11 protein-coding genes are annotated in these 13386 nt (G+C 60.8%); 4 read left to right on the plus strand and 7 right to left on the minus strand.

Annotation, left to right across the window (positions count from 1 at the left end; all coding sequences use genetic code 11):
• Together E2I15_RS25865 and E2I15_RS25870 are read right to left on the minus strand one after the other, a co-directional pair.
• The coding region (locus E2I15_RS25865; RefSeq protein ID WP_155262571.1) for a TAXI family TRAP transporter solute-binding subunit at positions 1–976 on the minus strand (976 nt) is incomplete at its 3' end.
• Between the two features lie 539 nt (positions 977–1515).
• Complete coding sequence (locus tag E2I15_RS25870) at positions 1516–2820, minus strand: AI-2E family transporter (RefSeq protein ID WP_246668091.1); 1305 nt, start codon at positions 2818–2820, stop codon at positions 1516–1518.
• Between the two features lie 177 nt (positions 2821–2997).
• On the opposite strand from E2I15_RS25870, the gene E2I15_RS39350 reads away from it, so the two are divergent.
• On the plus strand, positions 2998–3456 hold the full coding sequence (locus tag E2I15_RS39350) for a hypothetical protein (RefSeq protein WP_246668092.1): 459 nt from the start codon (positions 2998–3000) through the stop codon (positions 3454–3456).
• Between the two features lie 123 nt (positions 3457–3579).
• On the opposite strand, the gene E2I15_RS25880 is transcribed toward E2I15_RS39350, so the two are convergent.
• The 3 genes from E2I15_RS25880 to E2I15_RS25890 all read right to left on the minus strand — a co-directional run bounded on the left by E2I15_RS25880 (position 3580) and on the right by E2I15_RS25890 (position 9548).
• Positions 3580–6099: an excinuclease ABC subunit UvrA gene (locus E2I15_RS25880; RefSeq protein ID WP_137479329.1), complete on the minus strand. Its 2520-nt coding sequence runs from the start codon at positions 6097–6099 to the stop codon at positions 3580–3582.
• Positions 6100–6798: 699 nt separating this feature from the next.
• Positions 6799–9171 carry a PAS domain S-box protein gene (locus E2I15_RS25885; protein ID WP_422109843.1) on the minus strand — a complete coding sequence of 791 codons (2373 nt, stop codon included), beginning with the start codon at positions 9169–9171 and terminating at the stop codon, positions 6799–6801.
• 110 nt (positions 9172–9281) lie between these two features.
• On the minus strand, positions 9282–9548 hold the full coding sequence (locus E2I15_RS25890) for a DUF6894 family protein (protein WP_246668093.1): 267 nt from the start codon (positions 9546–9548) through the stop codon (positions 9282–9284).
• A 142-nt stretch (positions 9549–9690) separates the two neighbouring features.
• Between E2I15_RS25890 and E2I15_RS25895 the strand changes: the two genes are divergently transcribed.
• Positions 9691–9819 (plus strand): SANT/Myb-like DNA-binding domain-containing protein, encoded by a 129-nt coding sequence (locus E2I15_RS25895; protein ID WP_246668094.1) that lies wholly within the window; start codon positions 9691–9693, stop codon positions 9817–9819.
• Positions 9820–9942: 123 nt separating this feature from the next.
• Here the strand turns inward: E2I15_RS25895 and E2I15_RS25900 are convergent, their stop codons facing one another.
• On the minus strand, positions 9943–10173 hold the full coding sequence (locus E2I15_RS25900; RefSeq protein WP_137479186.1) for a hypothetical protein: 231 nt from the start codon (positions 10171–10173) through the stop codon (positions 9943–9945).
• A 649-nt stretch (positions 10174–10822) separates the two neighbouring features.
• Between E2I15_RS25900 and E2I15_RS25905 the strand changes: the two genes are divergently transcribed.
• The gene (locus E2I15_RS25905) at positions 10823–11956 is read left to right on the plus strand and encodes a PAS domain S-box protein (protein WP_246668095.1); all 1134 of its coding nucleotides are present in this window, start codon (positions 10823–10825) and stop codon (positions 11954–11956) included.
• Positions 11953–12138 carry a hypothetical protein gene (locus E2I15_RS25910; RefSeq protein ID WP_137479187.1) on the plus strand — a complete coding sequence of 62 codons (186 nt, stop codon included), beginning with the start codon at positions 11953–11955 and terminating at the stop codon, positions 12136–12138. Before E2I15_RS25905 ends, E2I15_RS25910 begins: the two co-directional genes overlap by 4 nt.
• Here the strand turns inward: E2I15_RS25910 and E2I15_RS25915 are convergent.
• Entirely contained in the window at positions 12135–13253 is a 1119-nt protein-coding gene (locus E2I15_RS25915) for an NAD(P)/FAD-dependent oxidoreductase (RefSeq protein WP_170991537.1), read from the minus strand. The genes E2I15_RS25910 and E2I15_RS25915 overlap by 4 nt on opposite strands.
• Positions 13254–13386: the final 133 nt, after the last annotated feature.

The raw sequence follows: 13386 nt of genomic DNA on the forward strand, positions 1-13386 counted from the left end.
GGTGCACGGAGGGCTCCGCCTCCTTTTCCGTCTCGGGCTTGGTGATGTGCGCGGCGCCGGCGAAGCGTCGCGAGATCGTGTCGCGAACCGCGAACAGTTGCCGATAGAAGGCCGCCGCCTTGGCTTCGGCAAGCTCCCTCCTGGCAAGAATGAGATGATTGACGCTGATGGTGTCCACCTTGTCCTCCGGCCACGCCGGGTTCGCGCTGAAGATGCTGCCGGGAATTTCTTCAGCTTCGTAGCGCGGTTGCTTCAACGCGATGGCTTGGGATGCATCGATCGGAAGAAAATTCGGAGCGCCGCGTGATCGCATGGTCGCGGCGATCGCATCGGCCGTAATCCTGCTGTCGAGCGGACCTACCGCAAGATAGGCGTCGAGACTCGTGTCCTGGGCGAGCTTTTCGATCTGGTCCGTCCCGAACTGCACCATCCCTACCTTGTCCGGCTCCACGCCGGAGCCGATCAGAACGGTGCGCAGGAGCGCCGCATTGGCGCCGGTCTTCCCAATGATGCCGACCCGGTGACCGGCCAATCCGGCGATCTCGCCGATCTTCCCCGCGGGCTTTCGGCGCGAACCCTTGCCTGGTCGCCCAGAAGGTGCCCACAGGACGACGTAGTTTTTGCGCAGCACGGCCAGCGTCTGCGCATCCGCCGGCAGGCTCAGGTCTCCGCGCCCGACCGCCAGGTCGGCCTTACCGGAGCCAAGCAGAGCAAGGGATTCGGCCGCGCCTTCGGTCGTGATCGGGGAGAGCCTAACCGACCTGCTTTCCTCTCCAAAAGTCTCGGCCATAGCTTCGACCACCTGCTGGTCGTCGCTTCCTGGCGGGCCGACGGCGATCCGCAGGGTTTCGGGCTGCAGGAGGTAGAAGAGAGCGGCCGCGGCGCCGCCGAAGACGAGGAATCCAAACGCCAGCACGATCAATAGCCTACGTTGGCGTCGATCGTGCGCGCTCCTGACTGGGTCGGACGGCGTCATCGGCGTAAACCTAGCTACCGATCGCCCGCTTTGAGCTTGCAGGCCTGCGGTTTGAACATGCGAACCGGTCCCCGGCGGGAAAGTTCCTTCCTGAGCGAGGCGACACGATGGGAAGGGCAGAACCTCTCCATCGTTCACCGCGACAGGCCACAACCACGTGGTCGAGCGGCGCGAACGCCGGTGATCGAAGAGATCGACTAACCGTTTGGATCGGCTCGATAGCCCAGGAAGAGCCGCCTGCGCGGGCCTCACGAATTCGCAGAAGCGGCCGGACTCGACGATAGCGAAGCTGGCCTCTGGAGGCCGTGAGGGATTGACCCGCGGGCGATTTCGTAGGCGGCCCAACGCCCTTTAAATACTGCCGTGAGGACGAGGCTCAGCTTGCTGGCCAAGGGCCACTCCCAAAGGCCGTTACGGTTGGCGACCGCGCAATCGTGATTCTGCCCATCTTCCGGTTGCGAAAAAACCGATCCAAGAGGCGTTGCACGATCATGGTTCCTGCGGAGGTCAGCTCTTGCGGCGGCGATAGAGTGCCGCGCTCATGCCTGCGGGGCTGGTCGAAAGATCCACTCGCGCCACATCGCGAGAAGCGCAGCCATGATGACCGGCCCGACAAACAGTCCAATCAAGCCGAATGCGGCCAGTCCGCCGAAAATTCCCACGAACGCGAGTAGGAAGGGCAGCCTCGCCGAACCGCCCACCAGTGACGGCCAGATGAAGTGGTCGCCAGCCAGCATAATGATGGACCCCCATAAAAACACGCCGGCCGCGGTGATTCCGCTTCCGCCAGTGGATATTGTCACGACCGCCGCGGCGGTGAACGCCAGCCAAGCGCCGAATGGAATCAGCGCGAAGGCTGTTGTGAAGATCAGGAACATCAGGGCATTCGGCACGCCGGCGACGAAATAGGCGGCACCGATTGTCAGCCCCTCTCCGACGGCGACGAGAACCGTTCCGTTCACGGTCGCGCGCGTAGCGTCGACCATCTTTTCCACGAGGCCTTCTCCCGCTTCGCCAAAAAGACGGTCGCACGTCTCCAGAACTCGATTAGCGATCGCTCGGCCGCTGCGCAGCAATGCGTATAGAGCCAGCAGGGAGAAGGCTAACAGAAATAGGCGATGTATCAGTTGACCGCCGAAGGTCGTGAACAGGTCGGACACGTTGTCGGCGTTCAGCGTCTTCAACCAGGCCGTGGCGACCTTCGGGTCGGACAGGTTGGCGCGCCACCATTGCTCAATGCTTTCGGCGGCGATGGGCAATCGCGCGACCCAGTCCGGGACCTCGACCCCGCCCTCGCGGGCCCTCTTCAGCCAATCGATGAGCAAGTCGCTTTGCTGGGCGAGCGCGTAGACGGCAAGCGAAATCGGGGTGACCAGCACCAGTGCGACGAGCAGCGTGAATACAAGCGCTGCCGATGCTGATGGACCGGTCATGAACCGAGTCGAGAACGTGGAATACAGTGGCCACAGCGATACGGCCAAGATAGTGGCCCAGATGAGCGGTGGCAGAAAGCTGGCGGCTGTCCACAGGGCGAGCGCCACCAGGACCAGCGCAAATACAATTCGAGCGTTCATACGGGCGTTTGGCCCTAAAGGCAGCGGCTTCCGTTGGTCCGGACGGTGGGCCATCACGCGCGGTCTATTCGTGTCCGGCTTTTTCGCGCCTGCTTTCCCCGTATTTGACATTTGCGGCGCTTCGGGTCTGGCCGCTAAGCCGTGGTGGCCGAGGGTGCGCGATTTGCCCGCTGCTCCGGCAACGAAGCAGGTGGCGAGCGCCGAGGGATGAGAACCACAGGGACTTTCCCGCTCAAGATGGCGGGTCGCCGATTGCGCTTCTTTCGCCAAGCATCGGCTTCGGCCTCCAGCTTCAAGCCGTCGGCTGCTCTCTGGCTCGGATCGACGATAATGCTCATGTCAAGTCCTCTCAAATCGCCCGCGCATAGAACCATCGAAAAGACCGGATGTTCCACCTCCGGAACATCCGCAGGTCGTTGCAGTTACCCCGCGATTGGAGCGTTTCGCATGAGTCTCAGGCGGATGATAGAAGGCCTCGGCCCGTATCCATCGCTGCTCCTGCTGGCGGTGCCGGCCGCCACGGTGGAACCGTTGAAGCTCGTAGCCGTGGCCGTCGCGGGAAAAGGTCACTGGATGACAGGCACGGCGATGATCATCGCCTGCTACGCGTTCAGCCTTTTGGTGTTGGAGCGGATATTCGTAGTCGTGAAGCCTAAGCTCCTGACGATCCCCTGGTTCGCGAAACTCTGGGAGGGGTTCGTTTCCGTGCGAACGCGCGCATGGAGGATATTCAAATCTTCCATCAGTATTCGCCGTGACCGGAAGCCGACCGCGCCGCCGTCATCGAAGTGCTCAGCTTCGGCCGCAGAGCCGTTGCAGGAGCGGCGGCCTTTCCGCGGAGGATTTGCAAGCCCCGCAGCCGAAGCGCCCGCAGCAGATGCTAGCCGCCGACGAACCCTTCGATGATCAGGCTGGGTATTTGAGGACAAGTGAGTACGACGGATTTCTGATGGCCGCGGAAATTCGAGATGTCTTAGGTGACGAAATGCTCTTTTGAGCCCGGTCACCTTCATCTTGATCTCGCTGACGTTAAAGTACCTTCGCCAAATAAGTCGCTGTCCGGCTTCCGGATGCGGCGACCTGCTTCGGAGGCCCTGAGGCCACGATGCGGCCACCTTCGTCGCCTGCCCCGGGGCCAACATCGACGATCCAATCGCTATTTGCCGCGACCGACATATCATGTTCAACCAGGATCACGGTATTGCCGGCATCGACGAGCCCCTGAAGCTGCCCGCTAAGCTTACGGACGTCGGACGGGTGCAAGCCGGTCGTCGGCTCATCGAGAACGTAGAGTCCCCCACCGCGCTGAGCCCGCTGGAGCTCGGTGGCGAGCTTGACCCGCTGCGCCTCCCCTCCAGAGAGCTCGGTCGCCGACTGACCGAGCCTGATGTAGCCAAGCCCGACCTCGCGCAGCACGCCCAGCGAACGGGAAAGCATGTCGTCATGCTCGAAGAAGGCGAAAGCGGCATCGACCGTCATCGCCAGCACGTCCGCAATCGACTTGTCGCGTATCCTGATTTCGAGCGTCTTCGCGTTGTAGCGAGCTCCCCTGCAAGCCGGACATGGCGTATAGACGCTGGGAAGAAAAAGTAGCTCGACGCACACATATCCTTCGCCCTCGCACGTTTCGCAGCGCCCCTTGGCCACGTTGAATGAGAACCGACCGGCGTCGTATCGCCTGGCACGCGCCTGCTTCGTAGCGGCGAACAGCTTGCGAACGTGATCCAGCAATCCGGTGTAGGTCGCAAGATTGGACCGCGGCGTCCGTCCGATCGGCTTCTGGTCGACGACGACAAGCCGCCTGATGCGATCAAGGCCCGCGGCGATCTCGCCGCCAAGTGACCGCACGGGCTCCACCAGTTCGCCTTCGTCCGGATCAGCCTCTCGACGCTGCCCCAGCTTTTCGGCGACGGCTTCGACGAGAAACTGGCTGATCAGACTGGATTTCCCCGAACCCGAGATACCGGTGACGCAGGTGAGAACACCGAGAGGAAGATCGGCATCGAGGCCGTCGAGATTGTTGCGCGTGACTCCCCGCAGCTTCAGCCAGCCATGCGGCTCGCGAATCTTCCGTGTGGGCTCGGCGGCTTCGTCGAAGAGGAAACGTCGCGTCTGGGACGCTTCCACTTCGGCCAGTCCCGCGAGCCGTCCACTATAAAGAATCTTGCCCCCCTGCTCTCCCGCGTCGGGTCCGACATCAACGATCCAGTCAGCTTTGCGCACCACGTCGAGCTCGTGTTCGACTACGAAAAGCGAGTTGCCCGAGGCTTTCAGACGGTCCAGTGCCCGCAGCAGCGCTTCCGTGTCGGCCGGATGCAGGCCGGCCGACGGTTCGTCCAGCACGTAGACGACGCCGAACAGGTTCGATCTGACCTGCGTCGCAAGCCGAAGCCGCTGCAACTCTCCCGGAGACAATGTCGGCGTACTTCGCTCAAGCGTGAGATAGCCCAGGCCGAGATCAAGCAAGACCTCGAGACGTCCCGCGAGATCGTGGGCGATCCTTTGCACGACGAGCGCCTTCTCGGGATGAGCCGCTTCCTGCTCGGCTCGATCGATGTACGGCTTGACGAGCGCGTCCAGCTTGTTCAGCGGCAGGCGCGAGATCTCGGCGATGTCCAGGCCGGCGAACTTGACGGTAAGCGCTTCCGGCTTGAGCCGCTTGCCCTTGCAGACCGGGCAATCGTCGCTTGACAAGAACTGCGCCGCGCGGCGCTTCATCATCGCGCTCTGCGTAGTGGCATAAGTTTGAAGAACGTACTTTCGGGCGCCCGTGAAGGTGCCCATGTAGCTCGGTTCCTCCTTTCTCTTCAAGGCCCGACGCGTTTCGGCGGGAGTGTATCCGGCGTAGACCGGGACGGTCGGCTGCTCGGCAGTGAAAAGGATCCAGTCGCGATCCTTCTTCGGCAGCTCGCGCCACGGCTTGTCGACGTCGTATCCCAGCGTAACGAGGATGTCCCTGAGGTTCTGGCCTTGCCAAGCCGTCGGCCACGCCGCGACTGCCCGTTCTCGAATTGTCAAAGTATCGTCCGGCACCAAGCTCCGTTCGTCGACTTGATGGACCCGTCCGATACCGTGACAATTGGGACAAGCGCCTTCCGGCGTGTTGGGCGAGAAGGATTCCGCGTAAAGCAACGGTTGGCCCCGCGGATAATCGCCGGCGCGCGAATAGAGCATCCGCAGCAGATTCGACAACGTGGTAACGCTTCCCACCGAGGATCTGGTCGTCGGCGATCCCCGTTGCTGCTGCAGTGCCACGGCCGGGGGTAGTCCTTCGACGAGGTCGACGTCGGGAACCTGCATCTGGTGGAAGAGCCGCCGCGCGTATGGCGACACGGATTCAAGATACCGCCGCTGAGCCTCCGCGTACAAGGTACCGAACGCCAGCGAGGATTTGCCGGATCCGGAAACCCCGGTAAAGACCACCAGTTCGTTGCGGGGGATGTCGAGCGAGACATCCTTGAGATTGTGCTCGCGCGCCCCTCTAACGCTGACAAAGCCGTCACGCTTGTCAGATAGCGGGCCTTCGGGTCTCTTTGTCTTGGCATCCATCGAAGAAGAAGCTCTGTCGGCCGCGAGGGTTCCCTGCCCCGCACCCCCAAGTGCGGGAACGTTGTTTGTCGGATGGCGCTCAATGGCGTCGCCCGAGACAGCTTGGGCGCTCATCAGCTGCAGTCGGTTGCCGTTCTCGACTGAAGAGATCGATCATTGCGCGGCTGAAAGCCGGGATCGTCACTGGTCACCAGGCCTTGATCAGTCACCGTTCTCATCCACCCCTGCGCGCCAGCGTTTCGAACGTCGATCTCGAGTGGTGGCCAGGACGTCATGGACCACCACCACCTCGCCTCGATGATGGCTTGGCCGGGACGTCGAATGAGGTGGCGATCAACGAGAAACGCTTGGATCAGTCAAGGCCGCTGCGCGTGTAGGCCTTCCGGTGCCCCCGGTCGACGTGGAGCTGGAGGCGGTAGCCGTCCTATTGATCTCATGCAGCTAGTCGCCCGAGGGAGCCTTGCTCCGCAGGATCGCAAGCTCGGGCTTGATAAAGCCCGGCATCACAGTACGAACTAGGAACTCAGCAAATACCGCCATCAGAGACGAATGGCGGTATCTTACGCATATTTTCTTCCGGGTCCCAAACCCAGCGGGTGATCAGCTGTCCTAGGATTCGATGCCGTTGCCTAGACCGAAACTTATGATGTTGTCGATGAGGTCTGCCACCTACAATTCGACGATGTCCGCCATTTAGCGTCAGCGATTTTTTTTCATCGCATGCTGCAAAGCCTGGCGAAGAGACGCGGGAGTGTAAGGCTTGGCCAGATATATCGCGCCCAATCGCGCGGCTTCAAGTTTCGTCCCGCTGTCCCCTGTTGCGAGAACCAGGCGCACATCAGGCCGGCGCGCTTGGACGTCTCTCGCGAGCTGCAGGCCTGAAACTCCTGGGAGGCCGACATCCGTGAGCAAAACGTCCACTGCTTGCTCATCAAGGATCTTCAGTGCCTCTTGAGCCGTGCCGGCCTCCTTTACCTTGCATCCGACGTCGCTCAGCATCTCCGTCGTCGAAAGGCGGATCAGGAAATCGTCCTCGACGACTAACACTGTCGCGTCCTTGATGGCCTTTTCATCGGCAGAGTGTTGCGAGCCCTGAGCGACGCGCCTTTGAGCCTGGTTGACCAACACGTGTCTGATTTTCCGCGCGAGCGCTTCGCGCGTGTAAGGCTTGGCCAGGAGCTCCACTCCGGGATCAAGCCGTCCACCGTGCACGATTGCATTTTGGGTATAGCCCGACGTGAAAAGTACAGCGACGTTGGGCAAGCGTTCCTTGGCTTTGCGCGCCATGTCCGGGCTACGCAGGATGCCCGGCATCATGACATCGGTGAAGATAAGGTCTATCGGAATGCCGCTATCGACGACGATAAGCGCGCTCGCCGCGTCTCGCGCTTTGACCACGCGGTAGCCGAGCTCCGTGAGCATCGCGACCGCGACCTCGCGAACCTCATCGTCGTCCTCAACCACGAGGACGGTTTCCTCTCCGCCTTTTACCTCCCCGGACAGAGCCCCGACCAGAGCGTCTTCGCTTGCTGCCTCCCGCGGAAAGTAGAGTTTCACGGTGGTGCCAGCGCCCACCTCACTGTAGATCTTGACGTGTCCTCCGGATTGCTTGAGGAAGCCGTAAACCATAGCGAGGCCGAGCCCCGTCCCCTTGTCTTCCGCTTTGGTGGTAAAGAATGGCTCGTAAACCCGCTCCAGGATTTCGGTCGGGATGCCGGTGCCCGTATCGGTCACCGCGATCATGACGTATTGTCCCGCTGCCAAGTCGTCATGATGCCGGACATATTCGTCGTCGAGAAAGGCGTTGCTTGCTTCAATCGTCAACCGGCCTTCGCCGTTCATGGCGTCGCGCGCGTTGATTGCGAGGTTCAAGATCGCATTTTCCAGTTGATCCGGGTCGATGAGGCTGTTCCACAGCCCACCGGCGACCACCGTCTCGACTTCGACCTCGCCGCCGAGGGCACGACGAAGCATCTCGTCCATGTTCTTGAGCAGACGGCCGGCATTTACCACTCTTGGCTCCAGCGGCTGTCGTCTTGCGAAGGCGAGCAATTGAGAGGCGAGTTTCGAGCCGCGGGCGACACCTGCGAGGGCGCTTTGCACCCGCATCTCGGCGCGGGCGTTCCCAGCGATATCCTTGCTCAGCAACTGTAGGTTTCCACTGATAACCTGAAGCAGATTATTGAAGTCGTGGGCAACGCCGCCCGTGAGTTGACCAATCGCCTCCAGCTTTTGCGAACGAATCATGCCCGCCTGCGCGGCTTGGAGTGCCGCTTCCGCCTCGCGGCGTTCGGTGATGTCCCTTGTCACCTTGGCAAATCCGACAAGCTCGCCTGCGTCATCCCGGATCGCGTCGATCACGACGTGCGCCCAGAACACAGTGCCGTCCCTTCGGACCCGTTCACCTTCGTGCTCCCAGCGTCCGTTTCGAGTTGCTGTCTCCAGGCCGATGCGAGGAAGCCCAGCGGCGCGGTCGGCTTCCGTGTAGAAGTCGGAGAAGTGCCGGCCAATGATCTCTTCGGGCGCATAGCCTTTAATGCGCTGCGCGCCTGCATTCCAGCTCGCCACGTGACCGCCGGCATCCAACATGAAGATCGCATAGTCGGTGACACTTTGAACCAGCAGTCTGAACTGTTCTTCGCTTTCGCGCAGCTTCGTCTCGGCAGCCCTTCGTTCCGTCAGGTCGCGGGTGATCTTGGCGAAGCCGACGAGGTCCCCCTCAGGCGAGCGGATCGCGTCGATGACGACATGAGCCCAGAACTGCGTGCCGTCCTTGCGGACACGCCAGCCTTCCCGCTCGAATCGGCCAGTGCGCTCAGCCTCCGCCAGCGCCTGAGCTGGGACGTTCTCTGCTCGCTCAGCATCGGTATAAAAAGTCGAGAAATGGCGACCGATTATCTCGTCGGCCTCATAGCCCTTGAATCGCCTCGCGCCCGGGTTCCAACTGGTCACGCGGCCGTCCCGATCCAACATGTAGATCGCGTAATCGGTGATCGCTTCCACCAGGAGGCGGTAGCGGTCGTCGCTGGCCTGTACGACTTCGGAGAGGTTCGAGGAGTCCATATGAATCATATCCCAGCCCCAGCGCGGGTTGGGACATAGTAAGGTCAAACGCCGTCCAGGCGTTTGAGTTCCATCGATGGATTAAGATGGTCTATTTCGCATCTGCGAATGGCGTCAGTTCAGCTCCGCCTCTCCCGGCTGATCTCGAAAGCAAACCGGACTGTCATCACCGGTCCGCTCTCGTCGCGAACCGCAATCTCCATCTGCTCCGCCCCGCCACCGTGTAAGATTGCCGCTGCGTCGCGGGCCATTCCGCCCAGGGCGCGCGCAGCTTCATCCTGCACGGCTTCTATGTCCCTAAGGTCCAAACCTTCCTCGTCAACTATGTTGCCGGCGTTGTCACATAGGTCGAAGTAATATCGAGGCATCAGCGTGCTCACGCTCATCTCATCTCCCGATTCCTATCAAGACGACCGGCTGAAATGCGTTCCTTTTCGGCGAGTACCGGAAGAAACAGGACAGACGCGGCTACAGTCATCTGCCATTCTCTAGCGGCATCTCATCACGAAACAATTTTGGAAAATCCCCATGCCAGCAGGATCATCGTGGTCCGCTGAGGAAGAGCAAAAGCTATTGCAGTTGATACGGGAGACTGGGCGGACACAGAGCGAGATCGCCCAGAAGCTCGGCCGTACCGAGGCGTCAGCGCCCGTCTGACCATCATCCGAAAGCGGATCGCGGAGAACGCAAGTGAGACCTAGCCTCGCCGTCCCGCTTCCTCTGGAGCGCATGCCTTACGCTTCGGCGTGACCCGAGATGGAGTAAGGGGAACCAAGAGCCTCAAGTGCCCGGCTGGTCGCGGGGATTCTCCGTTTCCTCTTCCGCATTTTGCGAGACGGCGAGAGCTGTTTCGCTGGCAGCCAGGACCCGATAGCTGTGCTCCATCCGCTCAAGGAAATACCGAGTGAACTGGTCGGCTGCCGTCTCCTTGGCATGCCGGTAGTGCTCGGCCCTCGCGAGATAGTAATCGTCCGCATAAAAATCGTCCACACTCATGACCGGGAAATTCATCAGGGTCTGGAGCGTTCCAGAACGCCGGCGGTGGAGCCGCGGTGGACGCCAGCGGTGCACCTACCGGTCCCGACGCCGCGGATCCCCGTCGAATATGCTATCGTAGCCCTTCGTCCTCTATGGGGAACGGAGGACATCATCCCGTTCGACTGATCCAAAAGAAACGGCCCTGGCACCCTTGGAGGTGATGCTGAGGCCGTTCCTCATTCCAGCCTTCTCAAGCCGCCGATGCAATACTTAGGCGTCTCTCTGGGTCCTCAGTAAATTGTCCTTAATGAAAAGCCCTGCCCAGTATACGCATCATCGAATCAGCCTAGTTGGTCCCGCCGTTACCTAGGTGAATCAATTTCCGAATTTTCTTTAACACGATGGTCGCAGTGCATTGACCGGTCAGGACGGTACGCGACCGCGAATGCTGTCCCTCCTGACCCTCCGTGCTCTAAGTTGATCTGCCATCTGCGCTAATCCGCTCGTGGCGCAAGTGACGCGAAGTGGGGAACTTGAGTAATTCCTGAATGGTTCCGGGCCGAGAGCGAAATATACAATTCGCGTTATCGGCATTCAGGCCCCACAATAAATCCACCACCGAACCTCGCGGCTTTTGTTGGTGATGAGAAGCTCCCGCCTATTCAAGGAGGGAGCAAATGCCATGACCCGACGTCGGCCTCGCTTCGAACAAACCGAAACGTTGGAAAAATGGCAAGGAAGCGAATGCATGCGTGAAGAGGCCAAAAGTCTCCCCGGGTGGCGCCAGGCGGGAGGACATCTTGCGGAAGTCATGCCGGTGCGAACCGGCTCGCACACGAAAGCTTCCAGCTCGCAAGCTCCGGCTCTGGAACGTGCCGAGCGCTTGGCCAACCTGCTCGCGTCTATCGTTGAGTCCAGCGACGATGCGATCGCGAGCAAGAACTTGGACGGCATCATTACAAGCTGGAACAAGGCGGCTGAGCGCATCTTCGGCTACTCGGCCGCCGAGGCGATTGGCCAGCCCATTACGCTTGTGATCCCTGAGGACCGGCAAAGCGAAGAGCGTGAGATATTAACCCGCATCCGGCGAGGTGAGCGCATCGAGCATTTTGAGACTGTTCGGCGGCGTAGGAATGGTAGCTCAATCATGGTTTCGCTCACCATTTCCCCTGTCAAAGATAACTTCGGCAACATCATTGGGGCATCAAAGATCGCAAGAGATATCACCGAGCAGAAGCGGGATCAGGAGCGGATAAGCGTTCTGGCTCGCGAGGCAGAGCACCGAAGCAAGAACATCCTTGCGATCGTCCAGGCGATCGTAAATCTTTCTCAGTCCGCTACTTCCGAGGGTCTCAAGGAGATGATCAGCGGGCGAATCCAGGCGATGTCAAATGTTCACTCGTTATTTGTTGCCACGCGGTGGCTAGGCGCCGAAGTCTCGGCGATCGCGAAGCAGGAACTTGCCCCTTATCTCAGTGAGCACGACAGGCGGGTTCGGATGGACGGCCTGCAAACCGTGCTGGATCCCACTGCCGCGCAGGCGGTTGCGGTGGTCCTGCATGAGCTAGCGACCAATGCCTCCAAATATGGCGCGCTATCCAGCCCGAAAGGCCAGATCAGATTGGCGTGGTCGCGCGGCAAGGACGGACAACTTGCGATCCGCTGGACCGAATTTGGCGGGCCGAGGGTAAAAATGCCTGAACGGAAAGGCTTCGGTAGTCGCCTTATCGAAGGAACGCTCAGCCAACTTGGGGGTAAAGTGCTCTTTGACTGGCGAGCGGAAGGGCTTGATTGCGATATCGCCGTTCCGACATGAAATCCCAGTCGAAGGACGTTTCGGAAGGCGTGCGTGAGACCGCCCGCACGGTGCGGCAAAGCCTGGAAGAAGGACAGCGGCCGAGCCAAGCGCTCGCCTTTCTGCGTGATGTGGTAGGAGAGGTTTCGCTGCCCTCGCTGCTCGTCGCCTTCATGCTGGGCTGCGCGATCCCGCATCGCTAGCCCGGAATATCGCGGTCAATCGCAAGATCATCGAGGAGGGGCGAAGAGCCTCCGGCAAGCAACGTTGCCAGAAGTTCCGCCGCGAGAAAACTGAAGGTAATGCCGTTGCCGCCATAGCCAAAGGCCGCGGAGATATTCTTGCAGCCGGGTACCCTGCCGATCAACGGCAAGCCGTCATGGGTGGTATCGAAAGCACCCGACCAGCTGGACGCCACTTGGTCCGATGCATGCGGCCAAAGCGCCATCAGATAGTTCTTGAGCGCCCTCACCTTTGCAGGCGTGGCATCATCACGAGCGTCAGGCTCGATGAGCGCTCCGTCATCCTCGCCGCCAAGGATGATGCGGCCATCAGCAGTGGTCCGCGCATAATGATAGTTCCGGCTCGCTTCCCAGATCAGCGTCTCTTCGGGCCACAGATGGCTCGGCTGCCGCCGGGTCGCCATGGCCCAGCTGGAGGTTGGCTGCTGTCCCGTGGGCCGCACAATATCCGGCATCACGTAGCCGGTCGCGAGCACGACCTCGCGCGCCTCAATCGAAAGCCCGCTCTCAAGCCCGACGGTTACGCTCTGGGCCGCGCTATCAAAGGCAACTGCATTGGCCTTTCGAAGGTGGGCACCGCGCCGGATGGAGATATCAAGCAAGCCATGCGTGAGCAGCACCGGATCGGCATCAGCCGCATCCTTTGACAAAAGAGCACCCGCCCGCGCGATTCCGAAGCGCTTCAGCAACGCGGCATGATCGAGATGGAGGGATGGCAGATCGGCGCGGTCCCTCATCGCATATTCATCTTGAACAAGCTTCGGACCGTCATCGACAGCGAGATAGAGCGAGAGACGCGGCCGCATTTGGCAAGAAATTCCCTGATGCGCAATCAGGGACAGCAGGCCTTGCGCGGCCTGAAGGCTGGCGCGATAACAGCGCACCGCCTTCTCGAAACCATAGAGCTGCGCAAGTTCAAACAGCGGCCGGTCGATTTCCCAGAGCAGCATAGCGGTGCTGGCGACCGTGCTACCGAGACTGGGAAGCTCGCGATCGATGATGACAACCTGGTGGCCTTGCCGTGTCAGGCGCTCGGCCACTAGCGCGCCGGTGATGCCGGCACCGATGATCAGCACCTCGCAACGAAAGCTTTCAGAGATGCGCTCAATCGGGCGCGACGGGAGGACGGCCCACGGTGTGCGCGGGCTGCGCAGATCGTCCTGCTGAATGTCATCGTCCTTGAAGATGGACCGCTCCCAACCGCTCTAA

The sequence above is a fragment of the Bradyrhizobium sp. BR2003 genome, from assembly GCF_009720285.1.
Classification (GTDB): Bacteria; Pseudomonadota; Alphaproteobacteria; order Rhizobiales; family Xanthobacteraceae; genus Bradyrhizobium; species Bradyrhizobium elkanii.

Excerpts from the sequence above, each read along its gene's own strand:
- E2I15_RS25900 (WP_137479186.1), bottom strand. The coding sequence starts at position 10,173 with ATGAATTTCCCGGTCATGAGTGTGGACGATTTTTATGCGGACGATTAC.
- E2I15_RS25885 (WP_422109843.1), bottom strand. The coding sequence starts at position 9,171 with ATGATTCATATGGACTCCTCGAACCTCTCCGAAGTCGTACAGGCCAGC.
- E2I15_RS25910 (WP_137479187.1), top strand. The coding sequence starts at position 11,953 with ATGAAATCCCAGTCGAAGGACGTTTCGGAAGGCGTGCGTGAGACCGCC.
- E2I15_RS39350 (WP_246668092.1), top strand. The coding sequence starts at position 2,998 with ATGAGTCTCAGGCGGATGATAGAAGGCCTCGGCCCGTATCCATCGCTG.
- E2I15_RS25905 (WP_246668095.1), top strand. The coding sequence starts at position 10,823 with ATGACCCGACGTCGGCCTCGCTTCGAACAAACCGAAACGTTGGAAAAA.
- E2I15_RS25895 (WP_246668094.1), top strand. The coding sequence starts at position 9,691 with ATGCCAGCAGGATCATCGTGGTCCGCTGAGGAAGAGCAAAAGCTATTG.
- E2I15_RS25880 (WP_137479329.1), bottom strand. The coding sequence starts at position 6,099 with ATGGATGCCAAGACAAAGAGACCCGAAGGCCCGCTATCTGACAAGCGT.
- E2I15_RS25890 (WP_246668093.1), bottom strand. The coding sequence starts at position 9,548 with ATGAGCGTGAGCACGCTGATGCCTCGATATTACTTCGACCTATGTGAC.